This is a genomic window from Pseudomonas fluorescens (genome assembly GCF_018614655.1).
GTDB classification, from domain to species: Bacteria; Pseudomonadota; Gammaproteobacteria; order Pseudomonadales; family Pseudomonadaceae; genus Aquipseudomonas; species Aquipseudomonas fluorescens_BX.
In genome coordinates this window covers 305,782-324,762 of sequence record NZ_JAGGOG010000003.1, presented here as the reverse complement: position 1 = coordinate 324,762, position 18,981 = coordinate 305,782, and the positions used below count along the sequence as shown (strand labels likewise).

The following is an 18,981-nucleotide window of genomic DNA, read 5'->3' as shown; positions in this document are numbered from 1 at the left end:
CGCTTTCCTCTTTGCCAAGACCCCACCAGACCATGACTGAGTCCGTTCTTGACTACATGACCCGCCTGGGTCGCGCTGCCCGTCAGGCCTCGCGGTTGATCGCCCGTGCGAGCACCGCGCAGAAGAACCGCGCCCTGCTGGCTGCCGCCGATGCCCTGGATGCTTCGCGCTCCGAGCTGATGGCCGCCAACGAGCTGGATCTGGCCAATGGCCGGGCCAATGGTCTGGAACCGGCATTGCTGGACCGCCTGGCGCTGACACCGGTGCGCATCGACGACATGATCGAAGGTTTGCGTCAGGTGGCCAAGCTGCCTGACCCCATCGGTGAAATCCGCGACATGCGCTACCTGCCGTCGGGTATCCAGGTCGGCAAGATGCGCGTGCCCCTGGGCGTTATCGGCATCATCTATGAGTCCCGTCCGAACGTGACCATCGACGCCGCGAGCCTGTGCCTCAAATCCGGCAACGCCACCATCCTGCGTGGCGGTTCCGAGGCGATCAACTCCAACCGTGCCATCGCCGCGTGCATCCAGCAGGGCCTGGCCGTGGCTGATTTGCCGGCTGAAGTGGTGCAAGTGGTGGAAACCACCGACCGCGCAGCCGTTGGCGCGTTGATTACCATGCCCGAGTTTGTTGACGTGATCGTCCCGCGCGGTGGCAAGAGCCTGATCGAACGCGTCAGCCGTGATGCCAAAGTGCCGGTGATCAAACACCTGGACGGCGTCTGCCACGTGTTCATCGACGTGGCCGCCGACCTCGACAAGGCTATCCGCATTGCCGACAACGCCAAGACTCATCGCTACGCGCCGTGCAACACCATGGAAACCCTGCTGGTGCACGTCGGTATTGCCGATCGCGTGCTGCCGCCTCTGGCTGCCATTTATCGTGACAAGGGCGTGGAACTGCGCGGCTGCGAGCGCACCCGGGCGATCCTGGGGGCCGACGTGATCGAAGCCACCGAGCAAGACTGGTACACCGAGTACACGGCGCCGATCCTGTCGATCCGCATCGTTGACGACCTGGACCAGGCCATCGAACACATCAACACCTACGGCTCCAAACACACCGATGCCATCGTCACCGAGCATTTCAGCGATGCCCGGCGTTTCCTCAACGAAGTGGATTCCGCTTCGGTGATGGTCAACGCCTCGACGCGCTTTGCCGACGGCTTCGAATACGGTCTGGGCGCCGAGATCGGCATTTCCACCGACAAGCTCCACGCGCGCGGCCCGGTGGGTCTGGAAGGCTTGACCAGCGAGAAGTACGTGGTATTCGGTGACGGTCATGTGCGCACTTGATGGGTAAACGCATCGGGCTGCTCGGCGGTACCTTCGACCCCGTGCACATCGGCCATTTGCGCAGTGCCCTGGAAGTCGCGGACGCCCTTGCACTGGATGAGCTGCGACTGGCACCCAATGCCCGGCCGCCTCATCGGGACACGCCGCAGGTGTCACCGCAGCAGCGCCTGGAAATGGTGCGCCTCGCTGTGGCCGGCATTGCTCCGTTGGTGGTGGACGACCGCGAGCTCAAGCGCGACAAACCGTCCTACACTGTTGACACCCTGGAACTGATGCGCGCCGAACTGGCCGCGGATGACCAGTTGTTTTTGCTTTTGGGCTGGGACGCATTTTGCGGCCTGCCCACTTGGCACCGCTGGGAAGAATTGCTCCAGCATTGCCACATCCTGGTGCTGCAACGCCCGGATGCCGACAGCGAACCGCCGGATGCCTTGCGCAACTTGCTGGCAGCGCGCTCGGTAAGTGACCCGCAGGCTCTGACCGGGCCGAGCGGGAATATTGCATTCGTCTGGCAGACGCCGCTTGCGGTGTCTGCCACCCAGATCCGTCAACTGCTGGCCAGCGGGAAGTCGGTACGTTTCCTGGTGCCTGACGCGGTCCTGGCCTACATCGATGCGCACGGACTTTACCGTGCGTCGAACTGAAAAGGCGCGCTTGAAGGCACGAATAGACGTGTATTGAAGCGCCCGAACATACGAGTAAAACGAGTTTTTTATGACGAACAAAGACGTAAGCAAAGTTAAGCGCAAAGGCACGTTCAAGAGCGCTCCATTGCCGGAAAAAGTACTCAGCGGCGAGCCCCTCAAAGGCGAAGAGCTGGTCAAGATTGCTGTAGCTGCCCTGGAAGACGTCAAGGCCCAGGACGTGTTGGTCATCGATGTCCGCGATAAGCAGAGCATCACTGACTACATGATCATCGCTACCGGTACGTCCAACCGCCAGATCGGCGCGATGCTGGACAAGGTCCGCGAGATGGTCAAGGAAAAGGGCGTCAAGCCTATGGGCGAAGAAGGCAAGGGCGACAGCGACTGGGTGCTGCTGGACCTGGACGACGTGATCGTGCACATGATGACCTCCAATGCTCGCCAGTTCTACGACCTGGAGCGCCTGTGGAAAGGTGCCGAGCAGAGCCGTGCCGCCGATGGCAAGCACCACAGCCCTGAAGGCCAGCACGAGCACTTCACCAAGCTCAACAAAGACCAGGAATAAGGAACGGCTGTGCGCCTGCGTCTGATCGCTGTTGGTTCACGCATGCCCAAGTGGGTGGAAGAAGGCTGGCACGAATATGCCAAGCGTCTGCCCTCGGAGCTGGCACTGGAACTGGTGGAAATACCGCTCAATACCCGGGGTAAGAACGCCGATGTGGCGCGCTTTATCCGTCAGGAAGGCGAGGCCATGTTGGCCAAGGTCGGCCCCAATGAGCGGATTGTCACCCTGGAAGTGCATGGCAAGCCGTGGAGCACCGAGCAGTTGGCGGTGGAACTGGATCGCTGGCGTCTGGATTCGCGCACGGTGAACTTTATGGTCGGTGGCCCCGAAGGGCTGGCGCCGGAAGTGTGCGCACGGGCCGATCAGCGCTGGTCGCTGTCGCCCCTGACGCTGCCACATCCACTGGTGCGGATTCTGATCGGTGAACAGCTGTATCGCGCCTGGACAGTTCTGTCCGGGCACCCTTACCACAAATAGTCTGCGCCCTGCCTGATGACCCAGCCGATCCGCATCAAGGACCACGAGAAAGACGCACGCCTGGTGCGCGGTCGGGTCGTGTTCGGCGCCATTATGGTGGTGGTACTGCTGGGGGTGTTGATCGCCCGCCTGTATTTCTTGCAGGTGATCCAGTACGACTATCACTCCACGCTGTCGGAAAACAACCGGGTGCATGTGCAGCCGATTCCGCCGACCCGTGGCCTGATTTTCGACCGCAATGGCGTGGTGGTGGCGGATAACCGGCCCAGTTTCAGCCTGAGCATGACCCGCGAGCGCTCCGGCGACTGGCAGCAGGTCCTCGATGTCATCGTCGAAGTGCTGCAGTTGACCCCGGAAGACCGGGTGATCTTCGAAAAACGCATGAAGCAGGGGCGCCGGCCGTTTGAACCGGTGCCGATCCTGTTTGAGCTGACCGAAGAGCAGATCGCCCGAATTGCGGTGAACCAGTTCCGTTTGCCGGGGGTTGAAGTGGTGGCGCAGTTGGTACGTCACTACCCGCAGGGGGCGCACTTTGCCCACTCTGTCGGCTATATGGGGCGGATCAACGAGAAAGAGCTCAAGGTCCTCGATCCGGTCAACTACAGCGGCACCCATCATATCGGCAAGACCGGCATCGAGCGCTTCTACGAGCCGGAACTGCATGGCCAGGTGGGCTACGAAGAAGTTGAAACCAACGCCCGTGGCCGGGTACTGCGAGTGCTCAAGCGTACCGACCCGATTCCCGGCAAGGACATTGTCCTGAGCCTGGACATCAAGTTGCAGGAAGCGGCGGAGATGGCCCTGGGCGGTCGCCGTGGTGCGGTGGTGGCGCTGGATCCGGCCACTGGCGAAGTGCTGGCGATGGTCAGTCAGCCGAGCTTCGACCCGAACCTGTTTGTGACCGGGATCAGTTTCAAGGCCTACGCCGAGCTGCGCGACTCCATTGACCGGCCGCTGTTCAACCGGGTGCTGCGCGGCCTGTATCCACCGGGTTCGACGATCAAGCCGGCAGTGGCGATTGCGGGCCTGGATTCCGGCGTTATCACGGCTTCCAGCCGTGTTTACGATCCCGGCTACTACATGCTGCCCAACTACGACCACAAGTACCGTAACTGGAACCGCACCGGCGACGGCTATGTGGACCTGGACACGGCGATCATGCGGTCTAACGATACCTATTTCTATGACCTGGCCCACAAGCTGGGGATTGATCGTTTGTCGGCCTACATGGGCAAGTTCGGCCTCGGTCAGAAAGTGTCCCTGGACATGTTTGAAGAATCTCCCGGCCTGATGCCCTCCCGTGAATGGAAGCGTGCGACCCGCCGCCAGGCCTGGTTCCCGGGTGAAACCCTGATCCTCGGGATTGGCCAGGGCTATATGCAGGCCACCCCGCTGCAACTGGCCCAGGCTACGGCGCTGGTGGCCAACAAGGGTAAATGGAACCGTCCACACCTGGCCAAGACCATCGAGGGTGAAAAGCCGGTCGACGAAAACCCGATTCCGGACATTGTCCTGCGCGATCCGTCCGACTGGACCAAGGTCAACCACGGTATGCAGCAAGTGATGCACGGTGCCCGGGGTACCGCGCGCAAGGCGGCGGCCGGCTCGCAGTACCGGATCGCCGGCAAGAGCGGTACCGCCCAGGTAGTGGCGATCAAGCAGGGTGAGAAGTACGACCGTTCCAAGGTTCAGGAGCGCCATCGTGACCACGCCTTGTTCGTTGGTTTTGCCCCGGCTGACAACCCCAGGATCACCGTGGCGGTGATGGTCGAGAACGGTGAGTCCGGCTCCGGTGTGGCCGCGCCGGTGGTGCGCCAGATCATGGATGCCTGGTTGCTGGACCAGGACGGCAAGCTCAAGCCTGAGTACGCCAACCCTTCAAGCGCGGAGGCTACGGCCCGTGAAGAGTAATTTTGACCGCATCCTCTCCAGCGAGGATGTGATGCGCCGTCGCGCCACCTTGCTGCAGCGCCTGCACATCGATGGCCCGCTGCTGATCCTGTTGCTGACACTGGCAGCCGGCAGCTTGTTCGTCTTGTATTCGGCTAGCGGCAAGAATTGGGACCTGCTGATCAAGCAGGCGTCCTCGTTTGGCCTGGGCCTGTTGTCGATGGTGGTGATTGCCCAGCTGGAACCGCGCTTCATGGCGCGCTGGGTTCCGTTGGGTTATGTGGCAGGTGTGCTGCTGCTGGTGGTGGTGGACGTCATGGGCCACAACGCCATGGGCGCGACCCGCTGGATCAACATTCCGGGGGTGATCCGCTTCCAGCCGTCGGAATTCATGAAGATCCTGATGCCGGCGACCATTGCCTGGTACCTGTCCAAGCGCACCTTGCCACCGCAGCTCAAGCACGTGGGGATCAGCCTGATCCTGATTGGCGTGCCGTTCATCCTGATCGTGCGTCAGCCAGACCTGGGCACCTCGCTGCTGATCCTGGCCGGTGGTGCGTTCGTGTTGTTCATGGGGGGCTTGCGCTGGCGCTGGATCCTCAGTGTATTGGCGGCGGCGATACCGGTGGCTGTGGCCATGTGGTTCTTTTTCATGCACGACTACCAGAAGCAGAGAATCCTGACCTTCCTCGACCCGGAGAGCGATCCGTTGGGCACCGGCTGGAACATTATCCAGTCCAAGGCGGCTATCGGTTCTGGCGGCGTATTCGGTAAAGGCTGGTTGCTGGGCACCCAGTCGCACCTGGACTTTTTGCCGGAAAGCCACACCGACTTTATTATCGCGGTGATGGGGGAAGAGTTCGGTCTGGTGGGCATTTGCGCACTGCTGCTGATCTACCTGTTGCTGATTGGTCGCGGCCTGGTGATTACCGCCCAGGCGCAGACGCTGTTCGGAAAATTGCTGGCCGGCAGCCTGACCATGACGTTTTTTGTTTATGTTTTCGTCAACATCGGTATGGTCAGTGGCCTGCTGCCGGTGGTTGGGGTGCCGTTGCCGTTCATTAGCTACGGCGGAACTTCGCTGGTCACATTGATGTCAGCGTTTGGGGTTTTGATGTCGATCCATACCCATCGTAAGTGGATCGCACAGGTTTGAATAAGGTGAAGATGTCAATGCAAGCAATGCGCGGCTGGGCTGCTCGGTACGCGTCCTGTGTGGGCCTGATAGGCCTGCTGGGCGCTACTCAGGAAGCACAGGCCGGCGACTATGACGGTTCGCCCCAGGTCGCCGAGTTTGTCGGTGAGATGACCCGTGACTATGGCTTCGCCGGTGAACAGCTGATGGACGTGTTCCGCGAAGCCCAGCGCAAGCAATCGATTCTGGACGCCATTTCCCGTCCCGCCGAGCGTGTGAAGCAGTGGAAGGAATATCGTCCGATGTTCCTCACCGATGCTCGCATAGCCCGCGGCGTGGACTTCTGGCGCCAGCACGAAGCGGTGCTGGCCCGCGCCGAGCAGGAATACGGCGTGCCGGCCCAGGTGATTGTTTCAATCATCGGCATTGAAACCTTTTACGGGCGCAACACCGGCAGCTACCGGGTGATCGACGCGTTGTCGACCCTGGGCTTCGATTACCCGCCCCGCGCCGAGTTCTTCCGCAAGGAATTGCGCGAATTCCTGCTGCTGGCCCGCGAAGAGCAGGTCGACCCGCTGACCCTCAAGGGTTCCTACGCCGGTGCCATGGGCCTGCCGCAGTTCATGCCGAGCAGCTTTCGCGCCTATGCGGTGGATTTTGACGGCGACGGCCATATCAACATCTGGAGCAACCCCGATGATGCCATTGGCAGCGTGGCCAGTTACTTCAAGCGCCATGGCTGGGTAGCCGGCGAACCGGTGGTGATTCGCGCCGATGTGACTGGGGATCGTGCCGATGAAGGCCTGACCCAGGGCATCGAGCCGGTCAAGACCGTCGGGGAGTTGCGGGCGCTGGGCTGGTCAAGTCATGATGCGCTGCGCGATGATATGCCGGTCACGGCTTTCCGCCTGGAAGGCGCAGACGGCCCTGAATACTGGATGGGCCTGAAGAATTTCTACGCGATTACGCGTTATAACCGCAGTGTGATGTACGCCATGGCCGTGCATCAGCTCTCAGACATGCTGGTCCAAGCACGGGGCGTCAAGTAATGCCGGTATCGCCGATCAATAAACCCCTGAAGCTGGTGGCGCTTGCTGCATTGTCATTGCTGGTGGCCAGTTGTTCCACCAGCACCAGCACCAGTCGTGCGCCTGCGCAAAAAGCCGGCGGTGCCGTTGTACGTGCCCAACCTGGTTTGGATATCAACCGCGCCCACAAAGATGGTGCGCCGTGGTGGGACGTTGATGTCTCCCGCATCCCGGATGCCACGCCGACCCTGCATACCGGTGCCTACAAGGCCAACCCGTACACCGTGCTGGGCAAGACCTACTTCCCGCTGCAAGAGTCCAAGACCTACGTGCAATCGGGCACCGCGTCCTGGTATGGCACCAAGTTCCACGGCCAGAACACCGCCAACGGCGAAGTCTATGACCTGTACGGCATGAGCGCGGCCCACAAGACCTTGCCGTTGCCCAGCTACGTCAAGGTGACCAACCTGGACAACAACCGCACGGTCATCCTGCGGGTCAATGACCGTGGGCCGTTCTATTCGGACCGGATCATCGACTTGTCCTACGCGGCCGCAAAAAAACTCGGTTACGCCGAAACGGGCACCGCCCGGGTCAAGGTCGAGGGCATCGATCCACAACAGTACTGGGCCCAGCGTGGCAAACCAGCACCGTTGATGCTCAACGAGCCGCAAACCCCGCAGCCGCAGATCGCCCAGGCGGGCAAGGTCGAGCAATGGACACCGCCGCCGCAGCAGCACGCGGCGCCTGTGGTGGCCGTGCCACAAGCGGCACCCGGCAATGCAGCGGGTGGCCAGTATCTGCAAGTCGGTGCTTTCGCCAACCCGGATGCGGCGGAGCTGTTAAGGTCCAAGCTCAGCGGAATGGTCAGCGCGCCGGTCTTTATCAGTTCCATCGTGCGTAATCAGCAGACCCTGCACCGGGTTCGCCTGGGGCCGATCGGTTCGCCGGGCGAGATCCAGCAAGTGCAGAACAGCGTGCGCCTGGCCAATCTGGGCCAGCCTAGTGTGGTCAGCGCGGAATAAACAGTTATCGGATTGATGGTTCAGGCTCGCGTGCGGGCCAGGACCCTGGTTGTTGGCTCGTGGAACAATAAAAACCCAGGGGCAAGGGGTGAGCAGGCAACCGAACACGCGACAGTCTGGAGACGGGCTGTCTGAATAGTTTTGCCCGCAAGGGCAAGTTTCCATAAGCAATTTCGAGAGACGGATGAACATCACCACCTTAGCCAAACGCCTGTGCCTGCTTGTCCCGCTGATCATCACTCCGGCCGCCTGGGCGGTTGAAATGGTGCCGGCTTCACCGCAACTGGCCGCCAAGGCCTGGGTGCTCATGGATGCCGCCAGCGGCAACGTGCTGGTCGAGAACAACGGTGACCAGCGCCTGCCACCGGCCAGCCTGACCAAACTGATGACGGCCTACATCGCGACCCTGGAAATCCGTCGCGGCCAGATCGGCGAAAACGATCCGGTAACCGTCAGCGAAAACGCCTGGCGCACCGGCGGTTCGCGGATGTTCATCAAAGTCGGCTCTCAGGTGACCGTCAGTGACCTGCTGCACGGCATCATCATCCAGTCCGGCAACGACGCCAGCGTGGCGTTGGCCGAGCACATTGCCGGCAGCGAAGATGCGTTCGCCGACATGATGAACAAAACCGTGGCTGACCTGGGTATGACCAACAGCCACTTCATGAACCCCACCGGCTTGCCGAACCCTGAGCACTACTCGTCGGCTCACGATATGGCAATCCTGGCTCGCGCGATCATTCGTGTCGACCCTGTGCACTATGCGATCTACTCGCAGAAAGAGTTCTTCTGGAACAACATCAAGCAGCCTAACCGCAACCTGTTGCTGTGGCGTGACAAGACCGTCGATGGTCTGAAAACCGGTCACACCGAAGAAGCCGGCTACTGCATGGTGTCTTCCGCTGTACGTGACGGCCAGCGCCTGATTGCGGTGGTGTTCGGTACCAACAGCGAGCAGGCCCGTGCGGCCGAGACGCAAAAGTTGCTGACCTACGGTTTCCGCTTCTTCGAAACCCAGACCTTCTACCAGAAGGGCGCGGAACTGGCGCAAGCCCCGGTGTGGAAAGGCGCTACCCATCAAGTCAAGGCCGGCCTGGCTGAAGACCTGACTCTGACCATGCCTAAAGGTCAGCTCAAAAAGCTGGTTGCCAACATGAGCATGAATCCGCAACTGGTTGCACCGATCGCCAAGGGCGATGTCATTGGTAAGGTCGAAGTGAAGCTGGACGACAAGGTGGTGCACAGCGCCGACCTGATCGCTCTGGACGCCGTCGACGAAGGTGGTATCTTCCGCCGCGTGTGGGATAGCATCCGTCTATTCTTCTATGGCTTGTTCAACTGATAGTGTGCACCTGCAAAGCCTCGCGTTGATCTGACGCGGGGCTTTGCCCGTCGCCACGGCTTACCGCTTACGAGGCCGTTACGCCATGACCGATACCGAAGTAAAGGCGCCAAAGATCGAATTCCCGGTGACTGATTATCCAGTCAAAGTGATCAGCGATACGGGTGTGGGCCACAAGGAAAAGATCCTTGAGATCGTCAGGAAACACGCGACGATCAACGATAACCGTGTGGATGAGCGTTCCAGTTCCAACGGCAAGTACACCACCATTCAGTTGCATATCGTTGCGACTGATCAGGACCAGCTCTACAACATCAACAGCGAACTGCGGGCTACCGGCTTCGTACACATGGTGTTGTGATGTCACAGGTCCTGGGCTTTCGCGAGCTCGGCCGGATGGCCTACGAGCCTGTCTGGCACGCCATGCAGCGGTTCACCAATGAGCGCGGCTCTGCTGCCGACGATGAAATCTGGCTGGTAGAACACCCGCCGGTTTTCACTCAGGGGCAGGCCGGCAAGGCCGAACATCTGTTGTTGCCGGGGGATATTCCGGTGGTGCAGGTCGACCGAGGTGGCCAAGTGACTTACCATGGCCCCGGCCAGCTTGTCGCTTATTTGCTGCTGGATGTACGCAAGCTGGGTTTCGGTGTGCGTGACCTGGTCAGCCGCATGGAAACCTGCCTGATCGAGCTGTTGGCCAGTTACGGCGTGACTGCAGTGGCCAAGCCCGATGCGCCTGGTGTGTATGTCGATGGCGCGAAAATCGCCTCCCTGGGCCTGCGGATCCGCCACGGTTGTTCCTTTCATGGCCTGGCCTTGAACGTGGACATGGACCTGGCACCGTTTCAACGGATTAACCCCTGTGGCTACGCCGGGCTGGCGATGACCCAGCTGCGCGATCACACAGGCCCGATAGAATTTGCCGAGGTAAGTGCCCGGCTGCGCGCGCAGCTCGTCAAACACCTCGACTATGCTGAGCAGACGACCCTAACGGGCGGAATCGACTGATTATGACTACTGATGCAGTGCAAACCATGATCCCGACGCTGGATATCACCGAGCGTCCGGCCCCGCGTGCCAAGGTGGAAGCCGGCGTCAAGCTGCGCGGCGCCGAGAAGGTTGCACGCATCCCGGTAAAGATCATTCCGACCACCGAGCTGCCGAAAAAACCTGACTGGATTCGCGTGCGTATCCCGGTTTCGCCGGAAGTCGACCGTATCAAGGCGCTGCTGCGCAAACACAAGCTGCACAGCGTGTGCGAAGAAGCGTCCTGCCCCAATCTGGGTGAGTGCTTCTCCGGCGGCACCGCCACCTTCATGATCATGGGGGACATCTGCACCCGTCGTTGCCCGTTCTGCGACGTCGGCCACGGCCGGCCGAAGCCATTGGACGTCAACGAGCCGGAAAGCCTGGCCATCGCCATCGCCGACCTGAAACTCAAGTACGTGGTGATCACCTCGGTAGACCGCGACGACCTGCGTGACGGCGGTGCCCAGCACTTTGCCGACTGCATCCGCGAAATTCGCAAGCTCTCACCGAATGTGATGCTCGAAACCCTGGTCCCGGATTACCGTGGCCGGATGGACGTTGCCCTGGAAATCACCGCGGCCGAGCCGCCAGATGTGTTCAACCACAACCTGGAAACCGTGCCGCGTTTGTACAAGGCCGCGCGTCCGGGTTCGGATTACCAGTGGTCGCTGACCTTGCTGCAAAAGTTCAAGCAGATGATGCCGCACATTCCGACCAAATCCGGCTTGATGCTGGGCCTTGGCGAAACCGACGAAGAAGTCATCGAAGTCATGAAGCGCATGCGCGAACACGACATCGACATGCTGACCCTGGGCCAGTACCTGCAGCCGTCCCGCAGCCACTTGCCGGTGCAGCGCTTCGTGCACCCGGACGTCTTCGCCTGGTTCGCCGAGGAAGGTTACAAGATGGGCTTCAAGAACGTTGCCTCGGGCCCGCTGGTGCGCTCCTCGTACCACGCTGATGAGCAGGCCAAACTGGTCAAGGCCAGCCTGGTTTCCTAAGCCGCACCGCAGATCCACTGTGGTAACTGGCTTGTGTGGGAGCGGGCTTGCTCGCGAAGGCGGCGTGTCAGTCAACGATGTACCAACTGACGTACCGTCTTCGCGAGCAAGTCGAATCGTCGCACCGCCCCTCCCACATTTGTTTCTGCGTCTTCTATAAGTCACCGTTGCTGGTTAGAGTGCCTTGGCTATCTAGATAGGGAGAACCATGGATGACGACTCAACTTGCGGCCGCCGTACCTGCTCTGCGCGCTGAAGGCGTGATCGGCTTGATCGCACCCGCCGGCCCCGCCGCGCTGGACGTGGAAAAGGCTGGGCAATGGATGCGCGCCCGCGGCCATGAGCTGCGGATCTTCTCTGGTGTGTATGAACGTGACGGCTACCTGGCCGGCAGCGATGAAGTGCGCCTGCGCGACTTGCACGCCGCTTTCGCCGATCCCGAAATCGATGCCATCATCTGCCTGCGCGGCGGCTACGGCACACCACGCTTGCTCGATCGCCTGGATTTCGACCTGCTGCGGGCCAACCCCAAACCTTTTGTCGGCTACAGCGACATCACCGCCTTGCACTTGGCGATTAGCCGCTACGCCGGTTTTGTGACCTTTCACGGGCCGATGCTCAACGCCGATTTGCTGGGTGAAAAACAGCAGCCTACTGAGTCGTCACTGTTCAGCATGCTGCGGGGGCAGGTGAAGGCGGGCAGCCAGTTGGTCCACCCGGTGGCCTACCCGTTGACCACAATCGAACCAGGCATTGCCTGTGGGCGCTTGCTGGGGGGTAACCTGTCGATGATCGCGGCGGTCATGGGCACGGCCTACGAGATTGATGCCGAGGGCATCATTCTGTTTATCGAAGACATTAACGAGCCGCTGTATCGCATTGACCGTTTGCTCACCCATTTGCACTTGGCGGGCAAGTTGGCTCAACTGGCTGGTGTGGTGGTGGGGGATGTCGCGGGCGTGGATAACGCAGCGCTTGAGCGGTTGCTCAAGCAGACGTTTGAGCCGTTGTGCATTCCCGTGCTGTCCGGCTGGCGAAGCGGGCATTGCGACCCAAACCTGACCTTGCCGATGGGCGCGCGAGTAAGACTGGATGCGGGGGAGAAGAGGCTGGTGGTGGAGCAGGATGTGGTGTTCAAGGCCTGAGGGCTTTGTTGACCTTTAGACCGCCTTCGACTTGCTCGCGAAGGCGGTGGTCGCCATACGCTGGTTCAGCGTTTCTGCAACGACTCCAACAACTTCACCGTCGGATACCCATCCGCCGGCCAGCCCAGCGCTTGCTGTGCCGCTCGAATCGCCTTGCGCGTGTTGGCACCAATGATCCCGTCCGGGTTCCCCGCATCGTAACCCTGAGCGCTGAGTACCGTCTGCAGCTCAATGCGCTGCGAGCGGGTCAACGGCAGCTCGTCTTTCGGCCAAGCCCCACGAATCAACCCACCACCGCCGAACCGCTCCGACAGCAAGCCAACCGCCAGTGCGTAAGACGATGAATTGTTGTACTTGAGGATCGCGCGGAAATTATCCAGCACCAGGAACGCTGGGCCACGATAGCCGGCAGGCAGTAGCAGGGCGGCAGAGAGGTGTTCCACGTTGGGCGGCACGCTGGCGCCGGCCGGCACCTGGATCCCCAGTTTCAGCCATTCACCGACCGTTTTTCGCACCGCGCCGTCGGCCAGGGCGTAATCAAAGTTCAACGGCAGTTGCTGTACCTCAAAGCCCCAAGGCTGGCCTTTCTGCCAGCCGGAGCTCTGCAGGTAGTGCGCGGTGGAGGCGAGGGCGTCGGCCGGGCTGTTCCAGATATCACGGCGGCCATCGCCGTCGAAGTCCACGGCGTGGGTGTTGTAGGTGGTGGGGATGAACTGGGTCTGGCCCATGGCCCCGGCCCAGGAACCGCGCATCTGGTCGGCCTGGATGTCACCGTGCTGAATGATTTGCAGCGCCGCCAGCAGTTGCGCCAGGGCAAACGCCGGGCGGCGGCCCTCATAGGCCAGGGTGGCCAGTGAGCGGATCACCAGATTGTTGCCCTGGAACTGGCCGAAGTTGCTCTCCATGCCCCACACCGATACCAGCGCCTGACGATCGACGCCATAGCGTTGCTCGATGCTTTGCAGCGTGTCGGCGTACTTGATCAGCAGCGATTGGCCATTACGCACCCGCAATGGCGACAGGGCGCCATCGAGGTATTCCCACACCGGGCGAGAAAACTCTGGTTGGCTGCGGTCGGCGCGGATGACCGCCATGTCAGGGGTGACGTTGGCAAACGCGGTGTCAAACACTTGGGGTGTGATACCGGCCTTCAAGGCTTCAATACGAAAGCCTGCTTGCCATTCGGCGAAGGTCTGGGTGGGCTGGATATCGAGATTGTCCACCGCCAACGGCGCAACCACGGCAGGGGCGGTTACTGGAGCGGTCTGCATGGTAGGCAGGGGTTGAGCGTCTGCGGCGGTGGGTTTTTCCGCACAGGCGACTAACAGAATGAGGCTGGAGGCAGCGATCAGTTGGCGAAGGTGCCAACGACGAGAAAGACTAGAGGGCATGCACAGGTCCAGGAAATACGAATCAGGTGCAGACCTTATCATGCCAGAGGGGCACTTGCCTTCAGGCAGCCAGAAAGTAAGAAGCCTCCCAGCTATTAGACTGGAAGGCTTCGCGGCGGTAGCTGCCTTTGCCCTTGCCTGCGCGTTCCTGGCGACTGCGGAACAGGGGTTGGGCGATGATGGACTTGGCCTTGTTGGGGCCATGCTTGGATGGCTTTTTGCTCATGACGGGTACTCTCCGGGTGGGTGATGCGGCGCAAATCATCTGCCCAATCGTCGATTCTGTCCAGCCCTGTAGCCGCTGCCGAGGCACGAGGCTGCGATGGGTTTGGGCGGCATTCCGACGAAGTGACCCCCTAGGGCGGTCCTGCGGACACGCATCGCAGCCTCGTGCCTAGGCAGCGGCTACAGTGTTATTCGGCTGGTAATGTCAGGCGCTGTCCTGACATAAGCAGTGACAAACGACTGAGGCTCATCCACGGCGATCCCGCCGCTTGTCCCTTGATCTGCGCATCAATGCGCTGGGCCTCGAGTAACAGTTGCGCCCAGCGTTGCGCTGAGTGCCGCTGCAGGGCTTTGCTGATCAAGGGTTTGCGCTTGTCCCACACCGGCGGTCGAGCCTGGCTGAAGGCCTTGTCCAACGGCGTGCCCTGGCTGTATTGCAGGGCGATATTGGCCAGCAACCGCAGCTCCCGAGCCAGGGCCCAGAGAATCACCGGTGGTTCCACGCCTTCACCGCGCAGGCCTTCGAGCATGCGCAGGGCGTGGGCGGATTCGCCATTGAGGATTGCATCCACCAGGCCGAACACGTCAAAGCGCGCGCTGTCGGCCACGGCCCCTTGTACGGTTTCGACGGTGATCTGCCCACCTTCGGCCATCAACTTGAGCTTCTCGATTTCCTGCGCGGCTGCCAACAGGTTGCCTTCGACGCGTGCGGCAATCAGTTCCACGGCATCCTGGCTGGCGGACAGCCCGGACTGGGACAGGCGCTGGCGAATCCACTGAGGCAGCTGACTGCCTTCCACTGGCCAGATCTGGATGAACTGGGTCTGCGGACCCTCCACCAACGCCTTGCCCCACTTGGTTTTCTGCGCGCTGCCATCGAGCTTGGGCAAGCTGATCAGCAGCAGCGTGTCCTCGGCGGGGCGCGAGCAATATTCCATCAACGCCGCTGCACCTTTGTCCCCGGGTTTACCTGAGGGCAGGCGCAGTTCCAGCAGGCGTTTTTCAGCAAACAGCGACATGCTCGCGCCAGCTTGCAGCAACGTACCCCAGTCGAAACTGGCGTCGGCACTGAATACCTGGCGTTCGTCGAAGCCTTGTTGGCGCGCGGCGGCACGAATAGCGTCGGCGGCTTCCTGACACAGCAGCGGGTCATCACCACTGACGATATAGACGGGCGCGAGATTGCCTTGCAGGTGCTTGGCGAGTTGGGCGGGGGCGAGTTTCATAGTCGGTGCGGACGGGGCGCATGACGCGCCCCGTTCAGCTTACTCGGCAGGGACTTCTACTGGGGACTGCTTCGGCGTGTTGTTTTCATACTCTTGCGCGGCTTTCAGCGCATCGGCATCTGCCTTGGCCTTGGCGTCCGCAGTTTGCTGCAGGGCATCCAGTTGTGTCGGGCTCAGCTGTTGCAGGCGCAGAACCATGCGTTGGACCAGGTCACGACGCATTTCCTTGCGTACCTGAATCGCTTCCGAGTCCGAACCCACCAGGTTGTTGCCGTCGTGGCTCACGACTTTCTGTACTTCCAGCTTGCCACCGGTCAGTGGCAAGCTGTCATGACCCTGGATCTCGTAGATGAGCGTGGTGTTCAGTTCGATGTCCGAGGCACGGCCCGCGCTGGCGTAGCTGAGGTTACGCTGGGTTTCCTGTTCGTTGACCAGGACCAGTTTGTACGGCGCGCCGGTGTAGACCTTCACGCCACTGCCTTCCAGCGTGGTGCGCAGTTGGGTCACGGTCTCGCCGTAGGCGTTGCGGGCGCTGACGTCCAGTTCCTTGATCGTCAGTTCGGTGGTGCCAGTACCACGTAGCTGGAAGCCGCAAGCGCTCAACAGCACGGCAAGGCCCATAACCAGCAGGTTGCGTTTGATCATTTTGATGCTCCCCTTGAAACCATGTGGGCCTTATCGAGGCCCTGGAGGTTTTGTTCGGCGCCAGGGTTATGCCCTGACGCCCGATCCGATTAGCTTGCGACGATATTGACCAGTTTGCCCGGCACCACGATCACTTTGCGGATCGTCAGGCCTTCGGTAAAGCGCAGCACGTTTTCGTTGCTGCGGGCGGCCGCTTCGACTTCTTCACGGCTGGCGCTGGCAGGCATGTCGATATGGCCACGCAGTTTACCGTTGACCTGAATCACCAGTTGCAGCGTGTCCTGTACCAGAGCGCTGTCATCCGATACCGGCCAGCCGGCATCGATTACCGCGCCGCTGTGGCCCAATTGGTTCCACAGTTCGTGGCTGATGTGCGGCGTGATCGGAGCCAGCAGCAGGGTGACCGTTTCCAGGCCTTCCTGTACCAGCGCGCGGTCCTGCTCGGTGGTCTGCGGTGCTTTTTCCAGCACGTTCATCAGCGTCATCACCTGGGCGATGGCCGTGTTGAACTTGTGGTGCTGGCCCACGTCCTGGCTGGCTTGCTTGATGGCCAGGTGCGTGCTGCGGCGAATGGCTTTCTGCTCATCGCTTAAGGCCGCCACGTTCAGTTTGCCCGGTAAGCCCTGGCTGATATGGGCGTGCGCCAGGCGCCAGACGCGTTTGAGGAAACGGTGCGAACCCTCTACGCCGGAGTCGGACCATTCCGCGCTCATGTCGGGCGGCGAGGCGAACATCATGAACAGTCGGCAGGTATCTGCACCGAACTGGTCAATCATCGACTGTGGGTCGACGCCGTTATTCTTCGACTTGGCCATCTTCTCGGTGCCACCGATTTCCACCGGCAGACCGTCGGCGATCAGCTTGGCGCTAATAACCTTGGCCTTGCTGTCACGCTCCAACTCGACGTCCGCCGGGTTGAACCAGGTGTAGCTGCCATTGGCTTCGCGGCGATAGTAAGTCTCGGCGATCACCATGCCTTGGGTCAGCAGGTTCTTGAACGGCTCGTTGGAGCTCACCAGGCCTTCGTCACGCATCAGCTTGTGGAAGAAGCGCGCGTAGAGCAGGTGAAGAATGGCGTGTTCGATACCGCCGATGTACTGGTCTACCGGCAACCAATGGTCGGCCGCCGATTTTTCTACCAGACCGCCTTCATAGTGCGGCGAGGCGTAGCGTGCGTAGTACCACGAGGACTCGACGAAGGTGTCCATGGTGTCGGTTTCACGCTTGGCAGGCTGGCCGCATTTCGGGCAACTGCACTCGTAGAACTCGGGCATGCGCGCCAACGGCGAACCTGCGCCGTCCGGCACCACGTCTTCCGGTAGTACGACCGGCAACTGGTCTTCCGGCACCGGCACGTCACCGCAGGTGTCGCAGTGGATGATCGGGATCGGGCAGCCCCAGTAGCGTTGGCGGCTGATGCCCCAGTCGCGCAGGCGGAACTGGGTGCGCGAGGCTCCGAGGTTTTTCTTGATCAGTGCGACTTCCATGGCGTCGAAGGCACCTTCGAAGTCCAGACCGTCGAACTCGCCGGAATTGATCAGTTCGCCGTGCTCGCCGTAGGCGTCTTGCCACGGAGCCGGGTGGGTGTCACCTGTGCTGGTACGCACCACGGACTTGATCGGCAGGTTGTACTGGGTGGCGAATTCGAAATCGCGCTCGTCGTGAGCCGGCACTGCCATTACGGCGCCATCGCCGTAGTGCATCAGCACGTAGTTGGCGACCCAGACCGGCAATTTCTCGCCTGTCAGCGGGTGCTCGACGAACAGCGAGGTGGGCAGGCCTTTTTTCTCTTGGGTGGCGACGTCGGCTTCGGCGACGCTGCCGCCTTTGCATTCGGCGATGAACGCCTGCAGCTCAGGGCTGTTCTGTGCGGCCAGGGTGGCCAGCGGGTGTTCAGCGGCCACGGCGACGTAGGTCGCGCCCATCAGGGTGTCCGGACGGGTGGTGAAAACTTTCAGTACTCCCGCTTCGCCAATGGAGTCGACGTTGTAGGGGAACTGCACTTCCATGCCGCGGGATTTGCCAATCCAGTTGCGCTGCATGGTCTTGACCTGCTCGGGCCAGCCCGGCAGGTCGTCGAGGCTCGACAAGAGTTCATCCGCGTAGGCGGTGATCTTGAAGTAGTACATCGGGATTTCGCGCTTTTCGATCAGCGCACCGGAACGCCAGCCGCGACCGTCGATCACCTGCTCGTTGGCCAGGACGGTTTGATCGATCGGGTCCCAGTTAACGGTGCCGTTCTTGCGGTAGATCACGCCTTTTTCGAACAGGCGAGTGAACAGCCATTGTTCCCAGCGGTAGTAATCAGGCTTGCAGGTGGTCACTTCGCGGGACCAGTCCACGGCCAGGCCGAGGCTGCGCAGCTGGGTTTTCATGTAGGCGATGTTTTCGTAGGTCCACTTGGCGGGCGCTACGTTGTTCTTCATCGCGGCGTTTTCCGCCGGCATGCCGAAGGCGTCCCAACCCATGGGTTGCAGGACGTTCTTGCCTTGCATGCGCTGGTAGCGGGAAATCACGTCGCCGATGGTGTAGTTACGCACGTGCCCCATGTGTAGCTTGCCGCTGGGGTAAGGGAACATCGATAGGCAATAGAAAGTCTCCTTGCCTGGCTGTTCACTGACTTCAAAGGACTTTTGCTCGTCCCAGAACGACTGGGCGGCATTTTCTATTTCACGGGGCTGGTAATGTTCGTGCATGGCTACTTTTGAACTGAATAGGGGTGGCCTAATCCTCTTCAATGCAATGTTCGGGGTGATCGACACCGGAAACGGCGCGGCCAGGCCCAAACCCTGCTGGAAGTGGAGTTACAGGAAGCGCCGTAGCATACATGACCCCACTCTATCGAGGGAAACCCTGATTGCGCGCCTAAGGCCGTTGGTCGCGGCGCCGGGCGGGTGTCGCCTGCGCAGCTACGC

At 61.0% G+C, this 18,981-nt stretch carries 18 protein-coding genes; 13 read left to right on the top strand and 5 right to left on the bottom strand.

What is annotated here, in order from left to right; all coding sequences use genetic code 11:
* Nucleotides 1-32 precede the first annotated feature (32 nt).
* The 13 genes from J7E41_RS04135 to J7E41_RS04075 all read left to right on the top strand — a co-directional run bounded on the left by J7E41_RS04135 (nt 33) and on the right by J7E41_RS04075 (nt 12,579).
* Entirely contained in the window at nt 33-1,298 is a 1,266-nt protein-coding gene (locus tag J7E41_RS04135; protein WP_214990324.1) for a glutamate-5-semialdehyde dehydrogenase, read from the top strand.
* Nucleotides 1,298-1,942, top strand: coding sequence for a nicotinate-nucleotide adenylyltransferase (nadD, locus tag J7E41_RS04130; protein WP_155585128.1), 645 nt, complete (start codon nt 1,298-1,300; stop codon nt 1,940-1,942). Before J7E41_RS04135 ends, nadD begins: the two co-directional genes overlap by 1 nt.
* Nucleotides 1,943-2,012: 70 nt before the next feature.
* Complete coding sequence (gene rsfS, locus J7E41_RS04125) at nt 2,013-2,507, top strand: ribosome silencing factor (RefSeq protein ID WP_169356533.1); 495 nt, start codon at nt 2,013-2,015, stop codon at nt 2,505-2,507.
* 9 nt (nt 2,508-2,516) lie between these two features.
* On the top strand, nt 2,517-2,984 hold the full coding sequence (gene rlmH, locus J7E41_RS04120) for a 23S rRNA (pseudouridine(1915)-N(3))-methyltransferase RlmH (protein WP_003185785.1): 468 nt from the start codon (nt 2,517-2,519) through the stop codon (nt 2,982-2,984).
* Nucleotides 2,985-2,999: 15 nt separating this feature from the next.
* Nucleotides 3,000-4,895: a penicillin-binding protein 2 gene (gene mrdA / locus J7E41_RS04115; protein ID WP_214990322.1), complete on the top strand. Its 1,896-nt coding sequence runs from the start codon at nt 3,000-3,002 to the stop codon at nt 4,893-4,895.
* A 31-nt stretch (nt 4,896-4,926) separates the two neighbouring features.
* Entirely contained in the window at nt 4,927-6,030 is a 1,104-nt protein-coding gene (gene rodA, locus J7E41_RS04110; RefSeq protein WP_050547734.1) for a rod shape-determining protein RodA, read from the top strand.
* Between the two features lie 17 nt (nt 6,031-6,047).
* On the top strand, nt 6,048-7,058 hold the full coding sequence (gene mltB, locus J7E41_RS04105; RefSeq protein ID WP_155585131.1) for a lytic murein transglycosylase B: 1,011 nt from the start codon (nt 6,048-6,050) through the stop codon (nt 7,056-7,058).
* Nucleotides 7,058-8,062 carry a septal ring lytic transglycosylase RlpA family protein gene (locus tag J7E41_RS04100; RefSeq protein ID WP_214990320.1) on the top strand — a complete coding sequence of 335 codons (1,005 nt, stop codon included), beginning with the start codon at nt 7,058-7,060 and terminating at the stop codon, nt 8,060-8,062. The genes mltB and J7E41_RS04100 overlap by 1 nt, the downstream gene beginning before the upstream one ends.
* Before the next feature lie 184 nt (nt 8,063-8,246).
* A complete protein-coding gene (locus J7E41_RS04095) occupies nt 8,247-9,404 on the top strand; it encodes a D-alanyl-D-alanine carboxypeptidase family protein (RefSeq protein ID WP_214990318.1) in 1,158 nt (385 codons plus the stop codon).
* Between the two features lie 85 nt (nt 9,405-9,489).
* Nucleotides 9,490-9,765, top strand: coding sequence for a DUF493 domain-containing protein (locus J7E41_RS04090; RefSeq protein WP_214990316.1), 276 nt, complete (start codon nt 9,490-9,492; stop codon nt 9,763-9,765).
* Nucleotides 9,765-10,412, top strand: coding sequence for a lipoyl(octanoyl) transferase LipB (gene lipB, locus J7E41_RS04085; protein ID WP_214990314.1), 648 nt, complete (start codon nt 9,765-9,767; stop codon nt 10,410-10,412). The genes J7E41_RS04090 and lipB overlap by 1 nt, the downstream gene beginning before the upstream one ends.
* A gap of 2 nt (nt 10,413-10,414) precedes the next feature.
* Nucleotides 10,415-11,434 carry a lipoyl synthase gene (gene lipA / locus J7E41_RS04080; protein ID WP_371132027.1) on the top strand — a complete coding sequence of 340 codons (1,020 nt, stop codon included), beginning with the start codon at nt 10,415-10,417 and terminating at the stop codon, nt 11,432-11,434.
* A 212-nt stretch (nt 11,435-11,646) separates the two neighbouring features.
* A complete protein-coding gene (locus tag J7E41_RS04075) occupies nt 11,647-12,579 on the top strand; it encodes a S66 peptidase family protein (RefSeq protein WP_214990312.1) in 933 nt (310 codons plus the stop codon).
* A 65-nt stretch (nt 12,580-12,644) separates the two neighbouring features.
* On the opposite strand, the gene J7E41_RS04070 is transcribed toward J7E41_RS04075, so the two are convergent.
* The 5 genes from J7E41_RS04070 to leuS form a co-directional block, all read right to left on the bottom strand.
* Nucleotides 12,645-13,970, bottom strand: coding sequence for a lytic murein transglycosylase (locus tag J7E41_RS04070; protein WP_214990310.1), 1,326 nt, complete (start codon nt 13,968-13,970; stop codon nt 12,645-12,647).
* A 61-nt stretch (nt 13,971-14,031) separates the two neighbouring features.
* Nucleotides 14,032-14,196, bottom strand: coding sequence for an alternative ribosome rescue factor ArfA (arfA, locus tag J7E41_RS04065; RefSeq protein ID WP_003176285.1), 165 nt, complete (start codon nt 14,194-14,196; stop codon nt 14,032-14,034).
* Between the two features lie 187 nt (nt 14,197-14,383).
* Entirely contained in the window at nt 14,384-15,421 is a 1,038-nt protein-coding gene (holA, locus tag J7E41_RS04060) for a DNA polymerase III subunit delta (RefSeq protein WP_214990308.1), read from the bottom strand.
* Nucleotides 15,422-15,460: 39 nt separating this feature from the next.
* Nucleotides 15,461-16,066, bottom strand: a complete 606-nt coding sequence (lptE, locus tag J7E41_RS04055; RefSeq protein WP_214990306.1) for an LPS assembly lipoprotein LptE — start codon at nt 16,064-16,066, stop codon at nt 15,461-15,463.
* Nucleotides 16,067-16,155: 89 nt separating this feature from the next.
* Nucleotides 16,156-18,762 (bottom strand): leucine--tRNA ligase, encoded by a 2,607-nt coding sequence (gene leuS / locus J7E41_RS04050; RefSeq protein WP_214990304.1) that lies wholly within the window; start codon nt 18,760-18,762, stop codon nt 16,156-16,158.
* Nucleotides 18,763-18,981 lie beyond the last annotated feature (219 nt).